The 21920-nt window shown below is 67.5% G+C and carries 23 protein-coding genes; 6 read left to right on the top strand and 17 right to left on the bottom strand.

Annotated features, from left to right (window positions below; all coding sequences use genetic code 11):
- Nucleotides 1-6 precede the first annotated feature (6 nt).
- Nucleotides 7-1665 carry a DUF1592 domain-containing protein gene (locus POL67_RS03425; protein ID WP_271915578.1) on the bottom strand — a complete coding sequence of 553 codons (1659 nt, stop codon included), beginning with the start codon at nt 1663-1665 and terminating at the stop codon, nt 7-9.
- A gap of 8 nt (nt 1666-1673) precedes the next feature.
- Entirely contained in the window at nt 1674-2828 is a 1155-nt protein-coding gene (locus POL67_RS03420) for an alpha/beta hydrolase family protein (RefSeq protein ID WP_271915576.1), read from the bottom strand.
- 119 nt (nt 2829-2947) lie between these two features.
- Between POL67_RS03420 and POL67_RS03415 the strand changes: the two genes are divergently transcribed.
- Nucleotides 2948-3565 (top strand): nucleotidyltransferase domain-containing protein, encoded by a 618-nt coding sequence (locus tag POL67_RS03415; RefSeq protein ID WP_271915574.1) that lies wholly within the window; start codon nt 2948-2950, stop codon nt 3563-3565.
- 9 nt (nt 3566-3574) lie between these two features.
- On the opposite strand, the gene POL67_RS03410 is transcribed toward POL67_RS03415, so the two are convergent.
- A complete protein-coding gene (locus POL67_RS03410) occupies nt 3575-4228 on the bottom strand; it encodes an RNA ligase family protein (RefSeq protein ID WP_271915572.1) in 654 nt (217 codons plus the stop codon).
- A 79-nt stretch (nt 4229-4307) separates the two neighbouring features.
- On the opposite strand from POL67_RS03410, the gene POL67_RS03405 reads away from it, so the two are divergent.
- Nucleotides 4308-5429: an AAA family ATPase gene (locus tag POL67_RS03405; protein ID WP_271915570.1), complete on the top strand. Its 1122-nt coding sequence runs from the start codon at nt 4308-4310 to the stop codon at nt 5427-5429.
- 13 nt (nt 5430-5442) lie between these two features.
- On the opposite strand, the gene POL67_RS03400 is transcribed toward POL67_RS03405, so the two are convergent.
- From POL67_RS03400 to POL67_RS03355, 10 genes are all read right to left on the bottom strand, one after another.
- Nucleotides 5443-5616 (bottom strand): hypothetical protein, encoded by a 174-nt coding sequence (locus POL67_RS03400; protein ID WP_271915568.1) that lies wholly within the window; start codon nt 5614-5616, stop codon nt 5443-5445.
- Nucleotides 5617-5694: 78 nt separating this feature from the next.
- Entirely contained in the window at nt 5695-6516 is an 822-nt protein-coding gene (locus POL67_RS03395; RefSeq protein ID WP_271915565.1) for a hypothetical protein, read from the bottom strand.
- The gene (locus tag POL67_RS03390; RefSeq protein ID WP_271915564.1) at nt 6513-6965 is read right to left on the bottom strand and encodes a hypothetical protein; all 453 of its coding nucleotides are present in this window, start codon (nt 6963-6965) and stop codon (nt 6513-6515) included. The genes POL67_RS03395 and POL67_RS03390 overlap by 4 nt, the downstream gene beginning before the upstream one ends.
- Nucleotides 6966-7004: 39 nt before the next feature.
- Nucleotides 7005-7688, bottom strand: a complete 684-nt coding sequence (locus tag POL67_RS03385) for a TetR/AcrR family transcriptional regulator (RefSeq protein WP_271915562.1) — start codon at nt 7686-7688, stop codon at nt 7005-7007.
- Nucleotides 7685-8092 (bottom strand): thiol-disulfide oxidoreductase DCC family protein, encoded by a 408-nt coding sequence (locus POL67_RS03380; RefSeq protein ID WP_271915560.1) that lies wholly within the window; start codon nt 8090-8092, stop codon nt 7685-7687. The genes POL67_RS03385 and POL67_RS03380 overlap by 4 nt, the downstream gene beginning before the upstream one ends.
- A 36-nt stretch (nt 8093-8128) precedes the next feature.
- Nucleotides 8129-8554: a hypothetical protein gene (locus POL67_RS03375; protein WP_271915558.1), complete on the bottom strand. Its 426-nt coding sequence runs from the start codon at nt 8552-8554 to the stop codon at nt 8129-8131.
- A gap of 214 nt (nt 8555-8768) precedes the next feature.
- Entirely contained in the window at nt 8769-9272 is a 504-nt protein-coding gene (locus tag POL67_RS03370; RefSeq protein ID WP_271915556.1) for a peptidylprolyl isomerase, read from the bottom strand.
- A 38-nt stretch (nt 9273-9310) separates the two neighbouring features.
- A complete protein-coding gene (locus POL67_RS03365; protein ID WP_271915554.1) occupies nt 9311-10198 on the bottom strand; it encodes a hypothetical protein in 888 nt (295 codons plus the stop codon).
- Entirely contained in the window at nt 10198-12171 is a 1974-nt protein-coding gene (locus tag POL67_RS03360) for a hypothetical protein (RefSeq protein WP_271915552.1), read from the bottom strand. Before POL67_RS03360 ends, POL67_RS03365 begins: the two co-directional genes overlap by 1 nt.
- 538 nt (nt 12172-12709) lie before the next feature.
- The gene (locus POL67_RS03355) at nt 12710-13357 is read right to left on the bottom strand and encodes a hypothetical protein (protein ID WP_271915550.1); all 648 of its coding nucleotides are present in this window, start codon (nt 13355-13357) and stop codon (nt 12710-12712) included.
- Nucleotides 13358-13422: 65 nt separating this feature from the next.
- Between POL67_RS03355 and POL67_RS03350 the strand changes: the two genes are divergently transcribed.
- Together POL67_RS03350 and POL67_RS03345 are read left to right on the top strand one after the other, a co-directional pair.
- Nucleotides 13423-14577: a fatty acid desaturase family protein gene (locus POL67_RS03350; RefSeq protein ID WP_271915548.1), complete on the top strand. Its 1155-nt coding sequence runs from the start codon at nt 13423-13425 to the stop codon at nt 14575-14577.
- A gap of 50 nt (nt 14578-14627) precedes the next feature.
- Nucleotides 14628-15008, top strand: coding sequence for a hypothetical protein (locus POL67_RS03345; protein WP_271915546.1), 381 nt, complete (start codon nt 14628-14630; stop codon nt 15006-15008).
- A gap of 9 nt (nt 15009-15017) precedes the next feature.
- Here POL67_RS03345 and POL67_RS03340 read toward each other — a convergent pair whose 3' ends face one another.
- Nucleotides 15018-15725: an enoyl-CoA hydratase/isomerase family protein gene (locus tag POL67_RS03340; protein WP_271915544.1), complete on the bottom strand. Its 708-nt coding sequence runs from the start codon at nt 15723-15725 to the stop codon at nt 15018-15020.
- Nucleotides 15722-16444 (bottom strand): hypothetical protein, encoded by a 723-nt coding sequence (locus tag POL67_RS03335; protein WP_271915542.1) that lies wholly within the window; start codon nt 16442-16444, stop codon nt 15722-15724. Before POL67_RS03335 ends, POL67_RS03340 begins: the two co-directional genes overlap by 4 nt.
- A gap of 113 nt (nt 16445-16557) precedes the next feature.
- Here POL67_RS03335 and POL67_RS03330 point away from each other — a divergent pair, with 113 nt between their 5' ends.
- The gene (locus POL67_RS03330) at nt 16558-18513 is read left to right on the top strand and encodes a TolB-like translocation protein (protein WP_271915540.1); all 1956 of its coding nucleotides are present in this window, start codon (nt 16558-16560) and stop codon (nt 18511-18513) included.
- Nucleotides 18514-18516: 3 nt separating this feature from the next.
- On the opposite strand, the gene POL67_RS03325 is transcribed toward POL67_RS03330, so the two are convergent.
- Both POL67_RS03325 and POL67_RS03320 read right to left on the bottom strand, forming a co-directional pair.
- Nucleotides 18517-19773 carry an FAD-dependent oxidoreductase gene (locus POL67_RS03325; protein ID WP_271915538.1) on the bottom strand — a complete coding sequence of 419 codons (1257 nt, stop codon included), beginning with the start codon at nt 19771-19773 and terminating at the stop codon, nt 18517-18519.
- A 42-nt stretch (nt 19774-19815) separates the two neighbouring features.
- Entirely contained in the window at nt 19816-20376 is a 561-nt protein-coding gene (locus POL67_RS03320) for a 3'-5' exonuclease (RefSeq protein ID WP_271915536.1), read from the bottom strand.
- A gap of 252 nt (nt 20377-20628) precedes the next feature.
- Between POL67_RS03320 and POL67_RS03315 the strand changes: the two genes are divergently transcribed.
- Complete coding sequence (locus POL67_RS03315) at nt 20629-21909, top strand: hypothetical protein (protein WP_271915534.1); 1281 nt, start codon at nt 20629-20631, stop codon at nt 21907-21909.
- The last annotated feature ends 11 nt before the right edge of the window (nt 21910-21920 follow it).

Below are 21920 nucleotides of genomic sequence, written 5' to 3'. Positions count from 1 at the left end.
CGGTGGTCAAGGCTCGTGCGAGAGCCGGAAACCCGGGCTCTTCGCGATGAACGAGAGAAGCGACTTCACGCGATGACCCGCCGCGCGGAAATCGTACGTGAGGGCATTGATCGCGGCGCTCTCCTCCTTCGCCGGCTCGAACGCCGTCGCATACGAGTAGAGCTTGCGCACGAAACAAGGCGCGACCTTGTCGTTGTCGTGAATGCGCAGGGCGAGCTCGCGCGCGTTCGCGAAAGGCACGCCGTCGAGGTTGCCCGACGGATCGATGACCGCGTCGGTCTCCTTCATGCGGAAACGGCCGATCCCGTCGAAGTTTTCGAGGCCGAGGCCAATGGGATCCATGAGCATGTGGCAAGCCCGGCAGGTGGGATCGGTGTTGTGCTGCGCGATGCGCTCGCGCAGGGTCCGCGCCTCCGTCGACGGATCCGGCAAGCCCGTGTTCACGTTGACGGGCGGCGGCGGAATGCCGTCACAGAGCAAATCCTCGCGGACGAACTTGCCGCGGAGCGTGGCCGACGTGGACCGCGGATGCGAATGCAAAGCGAGGATGCTGATGTGCCCAAGGAGGCCGATGCGCGGCGAATCTGCGGGGAACACCACCTTGCCGAACCCCTCGTCCGTCGGCGCGGGCACGGCGTACATAGAGGCGAGTTTCGGGTTGACGAAGGTCGTCCGCGTGAGGAAGACGTCGCGGTAATCGGCGTCGAGTTCGAAGACGAGGTGCTCGAAGACGCGCAGCGTCTCCTCGCGCGCGGCTGGGCCGACCTCGGGGCTGTAATAGGTGAAGATCGTGGGATCCTTCGAGAGCGCGTCGAGATCGCCGAGGTGCAGCCAATCCGTGACGAACGCCCGCAGGCCTTCCCGCGCCCGCGGCGATTCGATCATGCGCAGGACCTGCTCCGCGAGCCCCTCGTCCTCGACGAGCTTTCCCGCCTCGGCCGCCGCGAGCAGCTCCTCGTCCGGGATGCTGTTCCACAGGAAAAACGATAGCTTCGAGGCCATTTCGAGGCTGGTGTACCGGCGCTTGCCCGGGTTCTTCGGATCCGGCTCGCCGACCTGGGGGCGATAGAGGAAATTCGGCGACTGGAGCATCGCCGCGAGGGCAAACTCGATCCCCTTGTCGAAGCTGCCGAGCGTGGCCGCCGCCTGCACGAGCACCCCGCCCAGCCGATCGACCTCCGCGGCGGTGAGCGGCCGGCGGTAGACGTGACGCCCGAGCGAGGCGGCGAACTTTTTCGCGCAATCGAGGTCGTTCGCTCCCGCGGGTGTACACGGCAGGACCGAGGCTTTCCGCGCGGGGTCCGCCACGACCTGCTCCGCAATCGCGAACGCGGCCTTCTCGTATTTCTCGACGCCGCGCGAGGAAATCGTGCTGACCGAGGAGCCGAGCGTCACGAAGCCGTCGAGCGGGGCGTCGGGCTCGATCGACGTCGGTACGTTGATGTCCTCGCCGAAGAGGTCGCGGATGGCATTGCCATACTGGGCGACCGTGAGGCGCTGCGCCCCGGTCTGCGCGGCGATCTCCGGCATCGGCGGCCGCGGCCCGAGCCCACCGCTCGGCGGGGGCGCCTCTTCGCTGCACGCGCCAAGCGAGGCCACGAGCGCCGCGGGGAGGAGCGCCCGGGAGAAAAAGGTCTTTGAGAGAGGTTCATCCCGGAATGACATCGCACACCTCATTTGTGCTGAAACTTGACCTTCGGCGAGAGGACCTCGGTGCCGTCGAGGATCTTCTGGACCTTGTCGCTCGTATCGCCGAGGATGTGCCGGCGCGCGAACGCAAAGGCATACGTGTTGACGAGCCTCCAGCCCTCGTACGACTCGAACTCCTTGCAGCCGCCGAGCGCGAAGAGCTGATGACAGCCGCCCTCGAAATCGAGCCACGTGAAATCGATCGAGGTCACGCGTGCCCATACGTTCTCGGCGCCGACCGGATCGAGCGTCCCGCTCATCTGCATGTAGGGCTTCTTCACGGCGTCGTATCCGTCGAGCCCGAACCACCCCGGTTCGTCCCCGACGCCGCTCGCCATGGGAATGCCAGCCTTGACGCGCGAATCCCCGAGCCCCTCGCCGAAGACGGCGATCTGCTCGGGCGTACATGGCTCGGAGAATCTCGTGCCCTCGTCGCACATGGCCTGAATCTCGGCGAGGTCGTACACCGCGCCCCCGCTCGCCCAGGCCGTGCGGCCGCCGAAGCTATGGCCGGAGAGGAGCGCCTCATCCGTACGGCAATTGCCCGCGAGCGGATCCTCCGCGGGCAATGCCGCAACGGCGTCGAGCGACGCGGAGAGGTCCATCGAGCGCAGAAAGCTCATGGTGAGCGGCACGGTGTCCTCGTGCTCCGGCAGCGTGTTGCCCTTGTGGTCGGGCGCGATCGCGACCCAGCCGTGCGAGGCGAACCAGTGCATCATGTCGGAGCTCGTCCCACCGAACCCCGAATACCCGTGCGAATGCAGGTGCACGGGGTACCCCGCGGCTTCCATCGGCGGCGCGACGGTCGCGCCCTCGAAGACGTCGTCGTCGGGAAATGCGTTCAGATACTTCGGCGGCGTACCTTCCTCGTCGAGCGTGGGATACCAGAGATTGATGCGGATCTCGCGCGGCCCCTCGACGCCCTTCGGCTGGTACGTGTGCAGAAAGGAGCGATAGCCGACCCGGAACGGGCCGATTGCATCCACGGGGTAGTCGAGCAGGCCGCCCTCCGGCATCTTCGGCCCCGTGTCGGGATTTGCAGGAGGGGCCTCCGGCGAGCATCCCGACAGGAGCGATACCGATCCGATTCCGAGCGCGAGGAGGCGCCGAACCTGGCGGAAGGCGGAGAAGGATACCACGGTCCTCATTGGATCACGAAACCGCCGAGAATGCTACTCGTTTCTTCGCGCCGAGGCCCCTTCGCAATGCCGGCAGGTGGGAACTTTCCAGCGCGACCCTCCCGTTGTAAGATGCGATCGTGTCCGACGACGTCCTCAGCCGCCTGATCGCCGTCCTTCGGATCTCGCGCGCGGAGATCCGCGCGGCGTACCGCGTCGGCTCGCGCGTGTACGGCACGGCCGGACCGGGGTCCGACGAGGACTTCCTCGTGGTGCTCGGCAAGTCCGGGCAAAGGCAGGACCTCGCGTTCGCCGAGGGCCTGAATGTCGTCATTCACGGCGTCGCGACTTTCCAGGATGCCCTCGACGATCAGAGCGTCTTCGCGCTCGAATGCCATTTCGCGCAGCCGGCGCACGTGCTGGTGGCGGCCCGCCCACCGTTCCGGTACACGCTCGACAGAAAAAAACTCGCGGCCTCGGCGATCGGGAAATCCACAGCGGACTGGCAGAAGGCGAAGAAGCGCTTCGCCGACGAGCCGGCGCCGTCCCGAAAGAAGGCCTTCCACGCGCTGCGCGTGCCGGTCTTCGCCTTGCAGGTCGCGAAGACCGGCAAGATCACCGATTACGCCGCCGCGAATCACTTCCTCGCGGAACTGCGCGAAGGCCCCGACGACGATTTCGCGTGGTACGAGAAGAAGCTCGGGCCGACCCGGGAGGCGCTCTGCGCCGAGCTCACGAAGCTCGGCGGAAAACGATAGCAACGAACTTCAGCGCGCGAGGCGCTGCGGGACGATCGCCTGGTGCAGCCAGTGCTCGTCCGTCTGGACGTGGCCCTTGCGCACCCACTTCGCCACGCATCGGCCAAACGCGCTATCGAGGAACTGCGCGGCGACACGCACGACGACGCCCTCCCGCGGGCCGCCGAACGTCGAGGGCTCCCGCGAAAGCCGGTCCGTGAGCGCGCGGAGCTCATCCACCGAGGAGACGACGCCGCGAAAAAGCACGGGCGCCGTCGGCAGGCCGAGGTCGCCGGCCTGGGCCGTCACCATGTCCCAGTCCCACCAGATGCCGGACGCGTCGTCGCGCACCCCGAAGACCAGCGAATACTCGGGGAGCTTGTCGTACGTGATCGAATGCACGGCGTAACAGTATTCGCAGAAGACCGAGATCCCCTCGGAGAGGAGGTGGCCGATGCGGGCGTGCGTGGCCTTCGCGAGGTCGAAGCTCGGGTGCGCGGGCGGGCCCGCGTGCGAGCGCGAAAAGACGTTCTTCCGCGTGTACGTCAGGTTCGAGCCGTCGCATTTCTCGGTGGCGACGATCTCGGCGCCGACGAGCGCGGACACGTCCGACATGCGCTTGTCGTCCGACGTCCCGCCCGGCGACCACGGGAGGTGGAATGTCCTCGGGTACTTTGCAGACACGGCGCAGCGCAGGCTAGCACAGCCGCCCTCGCCCGTGCTATGGTGGCGCCCCTCCTTTTTTCAGTTCACGAGTCCCGCCATGACGCTCTCCCTCCTCACCGAGCCGCCCCGGCCGCCCGCTTTCCGTGTGCCCTGGGACGAGCTGCAGACCTTCGAATGGGTCCGTGCGCTCGAGCCCTGCCCGCAGGACCCTATTCACCACGCCGAAGGCAACGTCTGGATTCACACGCGCATGGTGCTGGAGACGCTCGTGGCGATGCCTGCGTGGCGCGCGCTCTCCGCGGACGATCAAGCGGCCGTCTGGCTCGCATGCCTGCTGCACGACGTGGCGAAGCCGTTCACCACGAAAGAAGAGCCGGACGGACGCATCACGGCGAAAGGACATTCCCGCGCCGGCGAGATGCTGGCGCGGCGGCTGTTGTGGGAGCTCGGCGCGCCGTTTTCGCTGCGTGAGATGGTCTGCGGGCTCATTCGCCACCACCAGATCCCCTTTTACCTGATCGAGCGGGACGACGCGCAGAAGCTCGCCGCGGAGATCTCGCTCGTGTGCCGCGCCGATCTGCTCGCGCTCGTCGCCGAGGCGGACATCCGTGGCCGCGTCTGCCAGGACATGCAGCGGATCGTCGACAACATCGAGCTCTTCCGCGCGTTCTGCGCCGAGGAGGGTTGTTTCGACAAACCGCGGGCCTTCCCGTCCGATCATACGCGCGTCGTCTACTTCCGCTCCGAGGGGCGCTCGCCCGACGTGCTGGTCCACGACGACACGCGCAGCGAGATGATCATGATGTGCGGCCTGCCGGGCGCGGGGAAGGACACCTGCGTCCGCGAGCGATTCCCGGATCTGCCGGTGGTGTCGCTCGACGAGCTGCGCAGCGAGCTCGAGATCGATCCCGACGAGAACCAGGGCGCCGTCGTGCAAGCGGGCAAGGAGCGCGTGCGCGACCACCTGCGGCGCGGCGAGCGGTTCGTTTACAATGCGACGAACCTCAACCGGCAGCGGCGCGGCCCCTTGCTCTCGCTCGCGGCCGATTACGGCGCGCGGGTGCGGATCGTTTACGTCGAGGCGCCGCGGGGCGCGCTCCTCGCGGGCAACCGCGCCCGCGCCGCGCGCGTGCCCGAGGCCGTCATTCGCCGCATGAGCGAGCGATGGGAGGTCCCGAGCCTGCTCGAAGCACACGCGCTCGACGTCGTGCTCCGCTGAGCCCGCTTCGGCTTCAGCCGTGCCGGAGGAGCTGCAATTTCAGGGTGGTGAACGCGATGCCGGCGATCACCACGGCGCCGATGACCACATCGACGCCGAGACCCCAGAAGGCGAGCGACGCGCCTCGTGGCGTCGATCGCTCCACAGGCTTCGAGGAACCAACCGTCAAACCAAGATTTGCGCGCACGAATCCCTCCCCCGGGATCGACTCATCGCACGAGGCGCGCGGTCCTGGCTATCGGGTGTTTCCCTGATTTGCGTGTCGTCACTCTTTCTCGCACTGGAGAAGCACGAGCATCGGAACGTCCACTTCGGACGGCTCCGTCATCGACGCAAACTCGTACGCGCCCTTTTTGGCATATCCGTCCCCGCAGCACCCGCCCGCGAGCCCGATGCCGTGCGAGGGGGTTTCGACCGCGGAGGAAAACGCGTGACCGTGGGAGCGGAGCTCCGGGCTCGTGAACGGGTCGCCGCCAAAAGGCTGGTCTGCGGGCGCGTCCTGCGGCAATCCCACGAGGAGCCTGCCCGCCGTGCCTTCGGCAGGCTTCCAGCCCTCGGGGCATTTCTCCAGATCGTAAAACATGAGCATCCGCGAAGGCAGGGGCGTCGACCGCAGGACGGGCTCCTCGTGTTTCCTGCAAGCGAGGAGCTGGACGTAGGGGACCTCGGCGGACGCCGGGTCCGACGTCGTGGCGAACGAGACGGCCCCGGCCTGCCCCACACCGGAATTCCCACCGCCGGGCGCGCCCACGTACGAGACCGCGGGGATTTCGACGCTCGCCCCGAGCGCGTGGGAATGCACGCGTTCTTCCTGGCTCGAAAGTGGCTCGCCGACGGCCTCGCCGCTCGGCAAGGTTTCACTCGCGGCGACGATCGTGCGCCCCACGGCGGGCTCGTAGGGCTTCCATCCCTCGGGGCAGGCGAGCTTTTTGAAAAACGAGACGGCGCCGGCGGGAAGAGCGTCACCGCGGAGCGATTGCGGGTCCGGGCCCGTGGCGATGGGAGCCCCGGAGCCAGTGCCATATCCATCGAGGCAACCCGCGAGGGAGACGAAAAGCATACTGACGAGCGTGACGTGTGTTTTCATGGCTTCACGCACCCCGCGATCTGCAGAAAGGGCAGCCCCGAGGCGGCCTTCACGGTGCTGCCCGCGAGGGGATACGTCCCCGCGGCGGCGCCGTTGTGGTTCCCGCCATTCGCCGCGGCGATGTTTTTCGCGACGAGCGTGACCTCGCCCGCATAGGCGTGCTCGTGCATCCGCTCTTCGCGATCGGTGAGCGGCGTGCCGACCTCCAGGCCCACGTTCTCCGGATCGATCGCACCGACGACGACGCGCCCCGCAACGTCGTACACGGTCACCCATCCCGGCGGACACGCGCCCCCCGCGACGAACGCGACCATGCCGGAAGGCGCGCCATCATCGGGCGGCGTCTCCCCGGACGCCCGACGCGCCTGCGTGAAACCAAACCCAAGAAATAGCGCAGCGATCACCGTCGCCGCGGCCCATCTTCGTCGATACGATCTTCGTTGCACCATGCCGAGACCGTTGCAAGGTGCCCGGCGCGCGTCAATCCGTCATTTCTTTGCCGCGAAGAGCCCCGCATTCTCCAGCAGCGCCGTGATCTCGGCGCGCATCGGCCCGAGCATCGGGGACGCGATCAGCGGCGCGAGCTTGCAGACGAGGTCGAGCGAGCCGTCCACGAGCGCGCGGGTCTTCCCCTGGTCCTCGGAGGTATCGTTCACGAAGTAAAGGAGCAAGCCGAGGTGCAGCGTCCAGAGCGCCTGCGCGAAGAGCGGCCGCGCGTCCTCGGGGATCGATTCGTCCTCTCCGATCGCGACGTGAAACGCGGCGATGGCCTTTCGACGCACATCGGACGTCTCCTCGCTGAAGACCGAGGTCGGCTCGTCCGCGCCGAGCGTGCTCCGCAGAATGGCCCGAAGGAGCTTGCGGTCGTCCTTCAGCATGTCGATCTTCGCGTGCATCACGGCGCCGAGCCTCGCTCGCAGATCGGGTATGCTTTCGAGGGCGCCCCGCGCCGCCTCCGCGTGCGCGTCCTGCTGGCGCGCGTAATACGCGAGGACGAGGGCCTCCTTCGAGGGAAACCAGTAATACGCAGCGCCGAGCGAGAGGCCGGCGGCGGCGGCGATGTCGCGCATCGTGGTCCCGTCGAACCCTTTTTCGCGGAAGAGCCCGAGCGCGATCGAAAGAATGTGCTCGCGGTTCGCCTCGCCACTCGGACGGCGCTTGCGGGTGGTCATCGGTAATGCCCTCCCGCGTACCGTACCCGGCAGCTCCCGCCGGGGCAATCGTCCGGCGTGATCCACGCGGCGATCGTGCGTCGCTTGCTGGACAACGCGTGGAAGAACCGCTCCGCGAGCGGGGCGAACGTCGGGCCGGAAAGGCGGTACGACCAGGGCCGCCATTCCACGAGCGCCCACAGACACAGCAGGAACGCGGCCGCTCCCGCCCATACGTCGCCCTCGTCGCTCACCACGACGAGCTCCTCGCCGAGCCACGGAACCCCGGCATATCGCTGTTTCGCCTCGTCGCTGGCGCAGGCGAGGAGCTCGAGCTCCACATATGCTTCCTGCGTGAGGAGCCAATCGCGGCAACGCACGCAGAGCGCGCAGGATTCGTCGTAAAGGACCGTGAGCCGCTTCATGGGAACACCTCCCCCTCGTCCTCTCTTGGTAGGCATTTACTCGGCGCCCGCGCGCACCATCTTGAGCTGGGGGACGACCGGAGGCGGCAGCACGGCCATCTGCGCGCGGCGGCGCATGCGGTGGAACAGGTACACGTTGCCGAAATGGATCACGCCGAGCGACAGGAGCAGGAGACCGAGCTTGGCGGCGAGGATCTCGATGGCCGAGATGATGTCCGTCGCGCGCTCCGCCTTCATGATGAGGCACGCATACCCGAAATTGAGCAGGTAAAACCCGACGACGAGCAGCCGATTCACGGCCTCGGCCATTCCGGGGTTGTCCTTGAAGACGTCCGCGAGAAACACCGCGCCGCTTCGAAACAAGGTCCGCGCCAGCCCCACCGTCAGCCCCACGCTGGTCACCGCATACGTCGCATACACCGGGACCAGATACGACGCCGCATCCATCATCGTGTTTTCCATGGTGTTCCTCCCTACGTGATGACGCACCGGAGTCCGCCGGCGAGACCACGTTTGAACATGTTCAGATGATGGGTGCAGGCACGGTTCCGGTCAAGAGAAAATCTGAACACGTTCAGACAATCTCGTAACACATCGAGATGATTCGGTTTACGCTGGGATTGTCAGAGGCGTGTGGGCAGATATACTACAGGAGCGCCGCGCGGGAGGACGGGGCTCAGCGGGTGCGGGCAGAGTTGATGACGACGGGTTCGAGCGGCGCGTCTTTCGAGAACGGGCCTTGCGCGCCCGTCTTTTGCGCGACGATGCGGTCGACGACGTCCATGCCGGCGGTCACCGCGCCGAAGACGGTATATCCCCACCCGGAGCCGGTCTTCGCCGTGTGGTCAAGGAACGCGTTGTCGGCGACGTTGACGAAAAACTGCGCCGTCGCCGAGTGCGGCTCGCTCGTGCGCGCCATGGCGACGGTGCCGCGCGTGTTTTTCCGGCCGTTGTCGGCCTCGTTCGTGACGGGCGCGAGCGTGGGCTTCTTTTCGTACGTCGCGTCGTATCCCCCGCCCTGCGCCATGAAGCCCGGAATGACGCGGTGGAAGATGGTCCCGTCGTAGTGGCCTTCGCCGACATAACGAAGGAAATTGGCGACGGTCTGCGGCGCCGCCTGGGGGTCGAGGGTGATCTCGAAGGATCCGTGGTTGGTCTCGAAGTGAACGACGTTTGACATGACGCGGACCCTATCACGGCCCACACGTCGATTGAAGCCTACAAAGGCAGGATGTTCACGGCGCGTGTAGCCAGGACGATCGTGGGCTCGTCCTCGCCCGCGGCGAAGCTCGTCTCGATGCGGAGCTCGACGTCGGCGATCGGAAGCGGTCGCGGGACAACCCGGTTCCACGAGCGGATGCTCGCTTCCTCGATACGCGCTCGCAAGCTGCCGGAGGTGCCGAGGCCGAGGGGCAGTTCGAGATGCTCCATGAGATACGTCCAGTATCGAAATCCACCGGTCGCGCGGGAGCTCATGGCCGTGGGGATGACGACGTGGAGGGTCTCGCTCTGCGCCGGCGAGCAGGTCGCGCAATGGGTGCGGTAGGCATACGCGAGCCCGCCCGCGAGGGGTTTTACGGCTGTCTGATACCGCCGGAGCACGAGGCCCTTGCAGCTCTTTCCATCAAGCCAGGTCTCGACGACCGTGTAGCGCGGCCCCTCCGGGCGCGACGCTTCGAGCAGATACGTATCGACGCCCCGCGGCTCGCCGGTGTCGGGGCCACACGCCATGGCGATCGGGGAGGCGTCGTCCGACTGGAGATAGCGGAGCCACTGGTTCGATTGGTGGCTGTCGGGGTGATAGAGGTTCCGGATCCGCACGACGGCGGCATGGCCATGGTCGTTGGTCAGGCGAGGCCGGGGCAAACCACTCCAGTCGGCTGCGGGGCGCGAGCGCTCGCTGTCGGGGAGCGGCCTGGGTCCGAGTCCGAAGTTGGCGTTGAAACGTTCAGTGAGCCAAGCGACGTCGGGCTCGGCCTCGACGCTCGGGATCTCCGAGAGACGCAGATCGTGGAATCGATAGGGCTCGTCCGCGCGCGCCGAGCTCGCGCCCACGCCGAACGAGAATCCGAGGAGGAGCGCCGAAGCAACGAGGCAACGTTTCATCACAGATCCTCCAGGTAAGCTTCGAGCGCGCGGAGCTCGTCATGCGAAAGCGCGCCGGTATGTCCCATGGTGCCATCCACGCCGCGCAGAAGGTCGCCGAGCGTCGCATAACGACCGTCGTGGAAATAAGGCGCCGTTCCTCCGACGAACCGGAGGGAGGGTGTATCGAACGGGATGCGGAAAGGCGAGCGCGCGACGTCGTATGCAGAACGGTCCGTGCCGCCGCCCGGGTGGCAGGTGGCGCAGCCCTGCTGCGGGTCGTCGAAGAGCGCGCGCCCGCGTGCGACGAGCGCGCGCCGGGCCTCGTCGGGCTCGGCGCGCACGGGCGCGGGCATGACCTTCAAATAAGCGATGAGCGCGTCGAGGTCGGCAGAATCCGCACCGCTGAAGACGCCGCGCCCCGCGAGGCGCTTCATCGTGCGGCCGACGTGGTGCCGGAGCGTGGTCGTCTCGCCTCGCCACCCGAACGGCGCGCCCTCGTTCATGCGTCCCGCGAGCATGATCGTCTGGTGCCGCCCCTCGGGGGTTTGCCAGGTGATGCCGTCCTCACGCCCGTCGATATGGCAACTCGCACAGGCACGGCCGTCGCCCGAGATGCGCGGATCGTTCGTCGCGTGAAACAGGATCCGGCCGCGCGCTTCCACGGCATTGAGGCCGGGAGGAAGCTCCTTCGAAACGAAGATTTCGGCCGCCGGCATGGTGGAGACGCCTTCGTGCAGGTCGAGCACGCTCACGGCGGCGGCGAACTGGGACCAGACGACGGCGCGCTCGCGCCCAGGCTCGGCCGCGACGCCCGTGGGCCCGGCGGCAACGCGGAATCGGCGACGCTCGAAATGCATGGGGTCGCGCGCGCGGGCGTCGAGCTCGAGGACAGCGTCGACACCGAGGCAACCGAGGAGGAGGCGATCACCGACGAGCGCGGCGGCGCGCGGCAACGTGCAGGCTTTTTCAGGGCCGCCGACGTCGTCGAGGCCCCCGAGGACCGAAAGGTTGCGACCCAGCAGGGATTCGCTCGTGGTATCGACGACGGCGACGAGGGGCGCGGCGGCCAGGAATCGCGAGCCATAGGTCTCGGTGGAGATGCTGCCCGCGTCCTGGTCGACGCTCACCATCGGAGCGAGCAATCGCGTGACGCGCTCGGGGTTCGTCCCGACGAGCGCCGTCAGGACGAATCCCTGGCCGGTGCGGCGGGAGGAGGTTTCCCCATTGTGGCGACGGAGATCGACAGACCTCAGGGCGTGGAGCGGATCCTCGAGGTCCACGATCGAGATCTGGTCGCCCATGGCGTGGGAGACGAAAGCGCGGCGGCCCGAGGGCTCGACGTAAACGGCGCGGGGCTCGCGCGGCAAAGGCACGGCGTAACGGACGTCGAGGGTGTCGACCGCGAATACGGTGAGCGCGCGGCCCCAGCCGCTCGCCACGAAAATCATCGCCTCGTTCGGGGTCACGAAGAGGCCTGTAGGCTCGCTCGGCGTCCGTGCTTCGCAGAGGGGCGCGAGTTTCTCCTCGGGCGCGGGGGCGGGTTCGAGGAGGGCAACACGATTAAAATCGCGGAGCGAGACGGCCACCCGGCCGTCCGCGAGCACGACGAGCTGCGAGGGCGCGCCCGCGAGAGGCGTGGTCGCGAGGAGGGACCGGCCGTCGATATCGACCGTATGAAGGGCGTGGCGATCGGCGTCCGCGACGTAGGCGATCGTCCGATCGGCCTGCCGGGCCAGGGCAATGGTGCTGCTTTGACGCGCCGGTAATTCGGGGCGGGGAATGGAATGGGCGTGGCGCCGCGCGCACGCGTTTGTCGGCCGAAGTGCGTCGTTCCAAGCGGGAGATATGAGCGCAGCCCCGGGCGTTTGCGCCTCGTCCGCAGCAGAGCTTCGTGGGGGCTTCGGCGCAGCGGCGTGCAGGGCGCTCGTGCACGCGCCGGCGAGCGCGGCCACGAGGGGTGCAGTCCATGCGAGGCGGGAGCGGAGCGACATGGCAGAGGGCCTGTACGCCCGCCCCCGCCCCTCACATTCCTGCCCTACCTGCAGTGACGCGCGTGGCAGTCACTGTCGCACTTCGTGGTACACTCGCGATACCGAGGCCCCTGTACACAACGACGGGTACAACTGGTGTTGCAAGACGTGAATTCACGCCCACAGCGAGCGGCAACCACCACAGTGGCGGCCTCCGCCAGCGGCTGGGCCGCTATCGATTCGCTCGGGGCGCTCACGGCCCGGGCGCGGCCAGGGCCGAGACGGCACTTCCCAGAAGAAGCCCGAATCCCACGATAGCCTGAACGATCAGATTCCTCTTCATATCTCCCCCTCAGGACGCGAACCTCGGGGTCCCCGAATCCATGCATTCACCGAGAGCCACCTTGATCGCATCGAAGGAAGACATAAAGGCGCCTTGCCCCGAATGCCAGATGCCATACGCATCGAACGCCGCCGCCGGAGTCCACGAAGGAGATCCCGTAGGCCCGCGCCCGACGCCCGCATTCCCGCCCGCGGACGCGCCGTTCGTTCCGCGATCTCAACCCTTCCGGGGGTAGCGGATGAACACGAGATGGTTATGCCCGTCGGTGCCCCGGGAACTCGGGATCTTCACCTGCTTGCCCCGGAGCAGATCCTCGAAATCGGCGGTGGTGATCGTCACCGAATGCTCGTGCCCTGCGAGGCCCTGGATGTCGTAGGTCCGCTCTGCCTTCGCCTTGACGTGGGCGTCCGGCAGAACGAACTCGTGCTCGTCCTTGCCGGCGACCTCGATTTCGCAGGCATTCACGCGCTCGGGCGGGTCCACGGCCGGGGCGCATTCGAGGAAGAGCCTGTGGATGTGCCCGCCCTCGCGGCTCGACGCGAGGCGCACGATTTGCCCCGCGCCGAGCTTCTTGAATTCGGCGGCCGTGACCGTGACCGTGTGCGGGTGGCCGGACGTCCCTGTGAGGTCATACGTCTTGTCCACGCCCGCCAGCACGTCGGCGGCGACGATCGTGAAGGCGTGCCCGTGATTTCGTCCAATCCTCGCGACGAGCCGCTCGCAGACCGCCGCTTTCTCGGGCGCCTTCCCGGGCGGCGGCGTCTCCCAGTTGCCGTGCCCGTCACACGCGCGCGCCTCGCCCGAAAAGGAAAGTGGGGACACCGCGAGCGCCGCGCCGACCTCCAGGACGCCTCTCCGCTTCATCGCGGCGCGAGCTTACGGCGCTTCCCGTCCGATGGGAAGGGTGCTAGAGCGAGCCGCCCGACGCCATGCAAAAGCCCCTTCCTTTCGACCTCTCCACGATCGACCTCGAAGCATTCCACGCAGACATCAAGGCCCTGCGGCGCGAAATCGACGACGCGCTCGGGGAGGAGGATCTGCGGCACCTCTACAAGTTCGAGCGCTGGGGGCGCACCTGCACCGCGCTCGGCTTGCTCACCGCGGGCCTCGCGCCGAACCCCGCGAGTGCATTGCTGCTCAGCATCGGTCGATCGACGCGGTGGATCCTCATGCATCACATCGGTCATCGTGGTTACGACAAGGTGCCGGGCGTGCCTGCGCGGTACACGAGCAAGGTCTTCGCCCGCGGAAACCGGCGATTTCTTGACTGGTGCGATTGGATTCTGCCGGAAGCGTGGATTTACGAGCACAACGTTCTGCACCACTCCTACACCGGCGAGCTCGACGATCGGGACCTCGTCGAGCGCAACACCGAGGGGCTGCGCGAACATTCCATGCCGGTCCGTTATGGCCTCCTCGGCGCCCTCGCGCTCACCTGGCGGGCTTCGTATTATGCGCCGAGCACGCTGGAAGTCTATCGCGCGCGCCACGCCGAGCGGGACGGCGTGGCCCCCTCGAAGGAGGGCGAGACGCAGGAGCTCTTGCTCAAGTGCTACCTGCCCTATGCCGGGGTCCATTTCGGGCTCTTCCCGCTCTGTTATCTCCCGCTCGGCCCCTGGGGCGTCTTCAGCGCGTTCTGCAACTCGCTGATGGCCGAGGCAATCACGAACCTGCACACGTTCTGTGTCATCGTCCCGAACCACACGGGCGACGACCTTTATCGCTTCGACGACCGCCCGGCCTCGCGCGCAGAGTTTTTCGTGCGGCAGGTGATCGGCTCGACGAATTTCAAGACGGGCGGCGACCTCATCGATTACGCGCACCTCTGGCTCAATTACCAGATCGAGCACCACCTCTTCCCCGACATCCCGATGCTGAAATATCGGCAGGTGCAGCCGAAGGTGAAGGCGCTCTGCGAGAAGTACGGGATCCCCTACGTGCAGGAGAGCGTCTTTTCGCGGGTGAAGAAGATGGTCGACATCGCGGTGGGAAAGACGTCGATGCTGCGCGGCGTGAAGCGCGCGAAGGCGGAGAAGCCCGTCCGGCAAGCGTCCGTCCCCGCGGCGGCGATGCCCGCGCTCTGACGAAGCCTCGCGGACACCCAAAGCAGCCGGGGCTTCCGTGTCCATGCGGCATGAAACGTTCCCGGATCCTCGCCTCGTTCTCGATCTCGATCGTCCTCGCCGTCGGTTGCGCCTCCCAGGCCCCGGAGCCCCCGGCCGCCCCGCAAACCGGACAAACCTTCGCCGACGCCGTGAAGCTCATGTGCGAGGTCGATCAACGCGCCGGGCTCACCGCGGAGGAGGATCCGCTCGCGATCGGGCAGCAGCGGACGACGTGGCTCGCCGATCACATCGAGAACCCCGACGGAATCGAGTTTCGTACGCTCGTCAGCGTGAAGGGCCCGGAGGAGCAGGCGCAGATGATCCGCGCGAAAGCGAAGGAGATCGGGATGGACAAATGCCCGCTCGCCGATTCGATCGAGGCGACGTCGGCAGGCGGGCTCTCTCCTTGAAATGCGTGCTCAGCGCTTGAGCGCGGACAGGACCTTCATGCGCACGACGTCGGAGGTCCAGGAGGCGAGCCTGTCGTCGACAGCACGGGCGTGATCAGCCTCGGGGTGAAGGTCGTCCGCCGTGCCGCGCAGGTCTCGCTTGGTCTGCGCATACACCTCCGCGGGATGCTTCGCGAGCTCTGCCTGGCGCGCGAGGCCGACCTCGTACGGGTCGTCGGCCACCTCGTCGACGAGGCCGAGGCGCCGGGCCTTCTCGGGATCGAAGAGGCCCGCGCCGAGGAGAACTTCATCGATGTGCTGGGGCGGGAGGCGACGCCGCAAAATCGCCAGGATGCGCGGCGGAAACCGAAGACCGAGCGCGGTCTCGTTGAGGCCGATCTTCGCGGTCGGCTTGCTCGTCGCGATACGCACGTCGCAACAAGCCGCGAGCACCGAGCCGCCCGCGATGGCGTGACCGTTGACGACGGCAATCGTCGGCCCCGGGTACAGATAAAGCGTCGTCATGCATTGCTCGAGCAGGCGCAAGAAGGCGATCATGCCGCCGGCGTCGAGCGAGAGGACCTCCTTCAAATCGAGCCCCGCGGAGAACGCGTCGCCCTCGCCCGTGAGGAGGACGGGCGCGCCTGCGGCCTTGTCGAGGCCTTCGAGGACGTGGCGCATCATGACGCTCGAAAGCGCGTTTTTCCCCGGTCCCGACAGCTTGATGATCTCGGTCATCGCGTCTTCCTTTGCGAGGGCCGCGTCGCGTTCGGCTTGCCGGCCTTTGCGCGTGGCGCTTTCTTCGTGCTTTCGTTCTTCTTCGCCGCGACCGTCTTCACGCCGCGCTCCGGGCTCGACGGTCGCGCCGCGCGCGTGGGCTCCGCGCCGTGGTCCGGCGGCGGAGGACGCGTGGCCTTCGGCTTCGGCGCGGGCAACGGCTTCGGCGCGAGCTTCGCGACGAGCTCCTTGTAGTAATCGATGACGATCCGCGTTTTTTCGCCCGGCTCGCAGAAGCGCCCGCGCGCGGGGTCGCCATACCCCTGGTAGCCCGAGAGCCAGCGCTCGGTCTTCGCGCTGCCGGTCCTTGCCTTGCAGAACTCCATGTTGGCCGCGATGATCCCGCCCATCCGCCGGAGGTTCGTCGCGCCGTCGAGCAGCGAGTCTTTCACGCGCTGACAGGCCTCGCTCGGCGCGTTCACCGGATCGGCGTCCTCGCGGCAGGCGCCCGCGAATCGGGCGCGCACCTGCCCGAGGCCGTAATCCTCCCCGTCCGCCGAGACGAGCGCGGGCCGCCACTGCGTCTCGAAATGTACGATGGCCACGGCGATGAGCGGGTCGAAGCCACGCGCCGCCGCGACCTCGGCGAGGACGCGGGCATAACGATTCGCCTCGTCCTTCGGCATCCCCGGCCTCGAAAGGAGCATACCTGCGACGAGGACGGCGATGGGTCGAATCAAGGCTCTTCCTTCCGCTGTGACAGGGTCCGAGGTGAGTGGCACGGGCGCGGAGGAAGGGCCAAGAACCTTGCAACGAGCCCCTGCGTGCCCTGGATCTCGTGTATCCTCGTTGCATGCGACCTCGCCCTCGACACGTTTTTTTCTTCGCCCTCGGCCTCGCCGTCCTCGGCGCGGCCGCCTCCGCTTGCTCCGATACGCAGGGGACCGGCACCGGACCCGGCGGCGCGAACGAAGACGCGGGGACAGACGCGCCCGCGGCCGTCACGCTCCGCATCGATCCGCCCGAGACCACCCTCACGCTCGACCTCTCGGGCACGGCCCCCGCCATCCCGCATCGCGCCTATGCGAAACGAGAAGGCGAGGCCGAGGTCGATGTCACGAGCGAGGTCGAATGGTTCGTGGGAAACCCCGCGCTCGCCGACGTCGTGGGCGGCAATGTCTCGGTGAAAGGGATCGGCGGCAAGTCGAAGGTCTTCGCGACGTACGACGGCGTGACGGCCGAGGCGTCCCTCACGCTGACGCTCCGCGGCGACGTCTTCCTCCCGGGCACGGACGCCTCGACGAAGGCCTCGTTCGACGCCGCGCCGGCCGATCCGGATCCCGCGAATGCCCCGGCCCTCGAATACCCCGAGGACGGCGTGGTGCTGCCCGCGAACCTGCCGCCCATCGAGGCGCAATGGACGCCGGGCGGCGATAGCAACGTCTATCGCGTCCGCATCACGAGCCCCGACATCCTCGACATCACGCTGTTCACGACCGGGCGGGAGCTCGTGTTCCCCGCCGACGTGTGGACGAAGGTCGCGCAGTCGAGCCCGGACGTGGCCGTGAGTCTCTCGGTCGACGGGCTCGGGCCGAATGCCATGCTCCGCGCGGGCAGTCCGCGTTCGCTCACGGTCGCCTCCGACGGGATCGACGAGAGCGCGATTTACGTGTGGCAATCGTCCACGGGCAGCTTCCGCGTGCTCGACATCATCAAGGGCACGGACGTCCCGCTACCGACGAACAGCCCCGCGCTCTCCTCCGGGCAGCCCTGCTCCGGTTGCCACCGCATCTCACGCGACGGCAAGCGATTCGCGTATAGCTTCGACGGGGGCAATTTCAATTTCGGCGCGCTCGCCTACGACGACACACAGAAACTTTACGCATCCACCATCTCGCCGAGCCCCGCCGTCCGCGGGACGTACGCCGCGTTCAATCCGCTCGAAGACAATACGCGGCCTGCGATGATCTATACGTCACCGGACAACGTCCCGCAAAACACGCCGGGCACGGTGCGGCTCCTGCTCGTCGATCCCGATACGAACCAGCCGATCGCGAACAACCTCGCCGAGGCGATTGGCGAACTCCCGACGGCCGTGGGCCACGCGACCTTGATGCCAGACTGGTCGCCGGGTGGTGATTTCGTGGTGTTCACCGCGTACGACAACAACTCCAATTACGTGCGCCTCCTCGGCGACGACACGGTGCTCGGCTCGATCGTCGAGATGTCCGTGAAATACATGGCCGACGGCTCGTTCCAGTTCGGCACGCCCAAGGTGCTCGTGGCCGCGCCCCCGGCCCCGGGGACGAACCCGGATACGGGCGAGAACAACGTGCTGCCGAGCATCTCACCGGACGGCGCAGCGATCTCGTTCACGCGGGCCGACGGGTGGTGGTCGATCAAGACGCAACAATCGCTCATCAACCTCTCGGGCCGCATCGCGGTCGTGCGGCGGAGCGATGGGACCGTGCTCGAGCTCGGCCGGGGCGCGCCGAACGGCCCGGAGAAGGTCTGGAGCAGCACGTGGTCGCAATGGGCACCGTCGGTCGGGAAGAAATGGGTATGGCTCGCCTACGCGTCGGAGCGACCGTACGGGCACAAGCTGACGCCGCAAAACACCCCCGCGTGCGGGCTCGTCCAGGGACAGAGGCAATGCAAGCAGCTCTGGATCACCGCGCTCGATCGGGAAAAACTCGCGGCGGGGACGGCCGACCCGAGCCAGCCGGCCTTCTGGATCCCCGGCCAGAGCATCACGGCGCAATACGTCAGCCCGCAGTGGACGGTGGCGGTCATCGACGCGCCGAAATGATCGTCAGGCGGCGGGGCCGAGCCGAGGGACGGGATCGGGCGCCGGCAATACGATCGGCGCGTCGATCCCGATTCCCTGCGCGATCCCGCACATGCTGCGCACCATCAAGCGGCGCAGGAAGGGCAAGGCCGTGGCGAGGGGAAACCCGAGGTCGCGCAACCAGCCGAGCGGCGCGAGGTCACTCTGGAAAAACGGGGTGAGCCAGCGCGTGACGAACTGGTAATAATCGAGCTGGGAGCGGCGGGCGCGCGAATACGCGTCGAGCGCGATGGGCAAGGATTCGTGCGCCGCGAGCTGCTCCGCGAGGACCATCGCGTCCCATAACGCGAGGTTCGCCCCCTGGCCGAGCTGCGGGCTCATCGCGTGCGCCGCGTCGCCGAGGTACACGACGCGGTCGTCGTTCCACGGATACATCGAGACGTCGTGATACCGCGCGAAGAGGACCTCGTCGGCGGAGTCGATCTGATCGAGCACCGGCGCGGCGGACGGCGCGAGCGCGCGCACCTCGCTCTTCCACGCGTCGAGCCCGGCTTCACGCCAGGCGTCGAGGCCCGCGACGGGGAGGCTATAAAAGAGGCTGATCTTGTCCGTGGCCGGCCCGTCCCCCGGGCCGAACCCCGTCGGCAAGAGGCCCACCATGTGCTCAGTCCCGCGCACGACCTGCGCGAGCTCGCCCCGGAACGTGCCGCCGGGGTCCTCCCCGACAAACCACAATGCGCCCCACGGATAGGGTCGAATGCGCTTGCCGATCGTGGTGTCGTCGCGGAGCTGCGAGCGCGCGCCGTCGGCGACGACGCACGCTGCGTGCGGCCCGAGGCGCTCGCCCTCGGGCGTGAGGAAATACAAGCCGCGGCCTTTTCCGGCGTTCTCCAGATTCTCGACGGTCACGCCGAGGCGCAAGTTCACGTTCGCCGCGCACACCGCGCGAAAGAGGTGCTCGAAGAGGACGCCGCGGTGCAGGCCGTACCCGACGTGATCGCCGGGGATGTCACCATAACGAAGGTCGAAGAGCTGCCTTCCGCCGGCGGTGCGGCAGACCATTCGGGTGATGGGCGTGCAGCGGGCGAGCACGGCTTCCCGCAGGCCGAGCAGGCCGAGGACGGCTTGCCCCGTGGGCTGGAGCATGACGCCCGCGCCGACGGGGCCCGGGTCGGGCACGCGCTCGTAGACCGTGACCCGATGCCCCGCCCGCGAGAGAAAAAGGGCCGCGGCGCTCCCCGCGGTGCCGCAGCCGATGATGCCGACGTCGATGGGTTTCATGCCGCGCGCAACGCGGAAGAGAATGCCATGCCGCGGCGTGTGTCAAGCGCGTTCTCTCCCGCCGCCGAGCACGTACGGCAGGATCCGCGCGATGTTTCGCGCGTCGTCGATGCCGCGGTGGTGCGTGCCCTGAAACGAGAGGCCGAGCTTGCGGAGCGCCTGGCCGACGCCGATCTCGCGGCCCTCGTTGTGCTTCCGCGCAAAGGCCGCCTTGAGGTTCCAGTGGTCCTTGCCGAGCGGGAGGCGAATGCCGTGGCGACGCGCGTCACGCTCGAACTGATTGCGATCGTAGTTGCCCCACGAGCAAAAGAGCGCGGCGTCGCGCCCGAGGAATTCGCGGAGTTTCGCCATGGCCGCGGGGAAGCGGGGCGCGGCGTCGACGTCGGCCTGCGTGATGGTCGTGAGCTTCGTGCAGAACGGCGTGAGACGCGGGTGGCGGATCGGTCGCACGAACGTCTGCATTTCGCGCACGGTCTTCAAGGTCTCGGCCTCGACGAGCACGGCGCCGATCTCGATGATCTCGGTCTCCTCGCGGGGGATCGATCCGTCCTCGGAGCACGTCGCTTCGAGGTCGATGACGAGGTAATGGCTGGGGGAAGGCATCGGTGTCTCCTGTTCTCTTTTTTGCGCAGTTTGACAGAGACCCCTGCCGAAGCGCCCGGACACGATCCCGGACATCGGGTACCCTGCCCGAAGGGGACCGGCCCAATCCACCTCGGCGCCCCGGGTCCGACGCACCATGAAACGTGACCTCGCTCCCGCTCTCCTCGCCCTCTGGGGCGTCGCCCTCGCGTGCCTCGCCGTGCTCGACGCTGCCGATTACGAGGCGCTTTGGGCGTCCTTCGGGTGGCGTTGATGCCCCTCTCGCTGTGGGATCTGCAGGACCTGCTGGCCGCGAAGCCCTTCGGCCCGATCGCGGTCGTGGCGTTCTGCGTCTCCCTGGTCACCTCGCTCGCGCTCGTCGTGGCGGCGCTCTTCGCGCGGCGAAGCGGCGCCACGAAGACCACGAGGGTGCTCATGACCCTCACCTTCGGGACGTTCGCGCTCGGCGCCTTCGCCGTGTCGCGCGTCCTCGCGAATGCGCACGCCGCGATCCTCGATCCCACGCTTTCACCTGAAAAAATGGGGTGGGCGTGGGGAAAGGCTTTCACGGAGATCCACGCGGCGTGGCTCGTCCTCGGCCTCGGGCTCGTGCCGATTGCGGTTTTTTCGGGGGCGTCGTTCGCCCTTCTCACGCGACGCGCGGGCGCGCTGCGGCCCTTCACCGTCGCAGCGGCTCTCGCCTGCGCGCTCGGCGCCGCGACGGGCGTGGGCGTTTCGTACCACTTCGACACGACGAACGTGCGGCTCGGGCTGTTCTGCGGCTCGGTCGAGGATCGGAACAAATGCATCCTCGATTTGCAGCAGGAGGGACGCGACGTGTCATCGACCGCCCGCGTGGTCATCCTCGCGCTGGCGACGCTGGGCAGCGGGCTCCTCGTCGTCGTTTCGCGGCGCAACAGAAAGGAGCCGGACGCGCGGGACCCCGAAGGGATGTTGTCGCTCGGCGCCGCGGTCTTCGCATTCGGGCTCGCAGGATGGACGGGAGCGCGCGGAATGGCCCACGATGCGCGCCATCCGCTGCCACTTCCGGCAGGTCACGAGGGATATTGCTCCGCATGGAACCTTCCTCCGGCCACCTCGCTTCCCCCCGCGGGGCCGTGTGACGGGAGCGACGATGCGCTCGAGGTGGCCATCGACGAAGGGGGGATCCGAATCGACGGCGTGCACACGGCGGATGTCGCGGATCTCCTGGTTGTCCTGGAGAACAAGCGCAAGCTGTATCATCTGGTCCAGCAGAAGGAGCTGGTGAATCCGATCGTCGTCATCGCGTCCCCCGCGGATACGCCCATGGCGTCCCTCGTGCCCATCCTTGCGGCGGTGCAGAACGATTACCGTGGGCGCGTGGCGATCCTCGGCGCCCACCCCGAGGGTCGTGTCTCCACAGCGACGCTCGGCGAGGTGACGCTGCGGCGTCGCTGCTGCTGGAGCAAGCTGCGGATGGCACCGGACGGCGCGCCCCTTTCGACCTACGCGACCTGGGGCGATGTGGCGCGCGCGATGAGCGAGGGAGCTTTTTTCCGCCTGGATCCGTGAACCTGATCTAT

Source organism: Polyangium mundeleinium (assembly GCF_028369105.1).
GTDB classification, from domain to species: Bacteria; Myxococcota_A; Polyangia; order Polyangiales; family Polyangiaceae; genus Polyangium; species Polyangium mundeleinium.
The sequence above is the reverse complement of the archived record's forward strand: the minus strand, read 5'-3'. Positions and strand labels throughout refer to the sequence as shown.

Excerpts from the sequence above, each read along its gene's own strand:
- POL67_RS03365 (WP_271915554.1), bottom strand. The coding sequence starts at position 10,198 with ATGAAACGTTGCCTCGTTGCTTCGGCGCTCCTCCTCGGATTCTCGTTC.
- POL67_RS03380 (WP_271915560.1), bottom strand. The coding sequence starts at position 8,092 with ATGAAGCGGCTCACGGTCCTTTACGACGAATCCTGCGCGCTCTGCGTG.
- POL67_RS03340 (WP_271915544.1), bottom strand. The coding sequence starts at position 15,725 with ATGACCGAGATCATCAAGCTGTCGGGACCGGGGAAAAACGCGCTTTCG.
- POL67_RS03375 (WP_271915558.1), bottom strand. The coding sequence starts at position 8,554 with ATGGAAAACACGATGATGGATGCGGCGTCGTATCTGGTCCCGGTGTAT.
- POL67_RS03425 (WP_271915578.1), bottom strand. The coding sequence starts at position 1,665 with ATGTCATTCCGGGATGAACCTCTCTCAAAGACCTTTTTCTCCCGGGCG.
- POL67_RS03385 (WP_271915562.1), bottom strand. The coding sequence starts at position 7,688 with ATGACCACCCGCAAGCGCCGTCCGAGTGGCGAGGCGAACCGCGAGCAC.
- POL67_RS03360 (WP_271915552.1), bottom strand. The coding sequence starts at position 12,171 with ATGTCGCTCCGCTCCCGCCTCGCATGGACTGCACCCCTCGTGGCCGCG.
- POL67_RS03390 (WP_271915564.1), bottom strand. The coding sequence starts at position 6,965 with ATGGTGCAACGAAGATCGTATCGACGAAGATGGGCCGCGGCGACGGTG.
- POL67_RS03315 (WP_271915534.1), top strand. The coding sequence starts at position 20,629 with ATGCCCCTCTCGCTGTGGGATCTGCAGGACCTGCTGGCCGCGAAGCCC.
- POL67_RS03320 (WP_271915536.1), bottom strand. The coding sequence starts at position 20,376 with ATGCCTTCCCCCAGCCATTACCTCGTCATCGACCTCGAAGCGACGTGC.
- POL67_RS03345 (WP_271915546.1), top strand. The coding sequence starts at position 14,628 with ATGAAACGTTCCCGGATCCTCGCCTCGTTCTCGATCTCGATCGTCCTC.
- POL67_RS03370 (WP_271915556.1), bottom strand. The coding sequence starts at position 9,272 with ATGTCAAACGTCGTTCACTTCGAGACCAACCACGGATCCTTCGAGATC.
- POL67_RS03325 (WP_271915538.1), bottom strand. The coding sequence starts at position 19,773 with ATGAAACCCATCGACGTCGGCATCATCGGCTGCGGCACCGCGGGGAGC.
- POL67_RS03405 (WP_271915570.1), top strand. The coding sequence starts at position 4,308 with ATGACGCTCTCCCTCCTCACCGAGCCGCCCCGGCCGCCCGCTTTCCGT.
- POL67_RS03350 (WP_271915548.1), top strand. The coding sequence starts at position 13,423 with ATGCAAAAGCCCCTTCCTTTCGACCTCTCCACGATCGACCTCGAAGCA.
- POL67_RS03355 (WP_271915550.1), bottom strand. The coding sequence starts at position 13,357 with ATGAAGCGGAGAGGCGTCCTGGAGGTCGGCGCGGCGCTCGCGGTGTCC.
- POL67_RS03395 (WP_271915565.1), bottom strand. The coding sequence starts at position 6,516 with ATGAAAACACACGTCACGCTCGTCAGTATGCTTTTCGTCTCCCTCGCG.
- POL67_RS03330 (WP_271915540.1), top strand. The coding sequence starts at position 16,558 with ATGCGACCTCGCCCTCGACACGTTTTTTTCTTCGCCCTCGGCCTCGCC.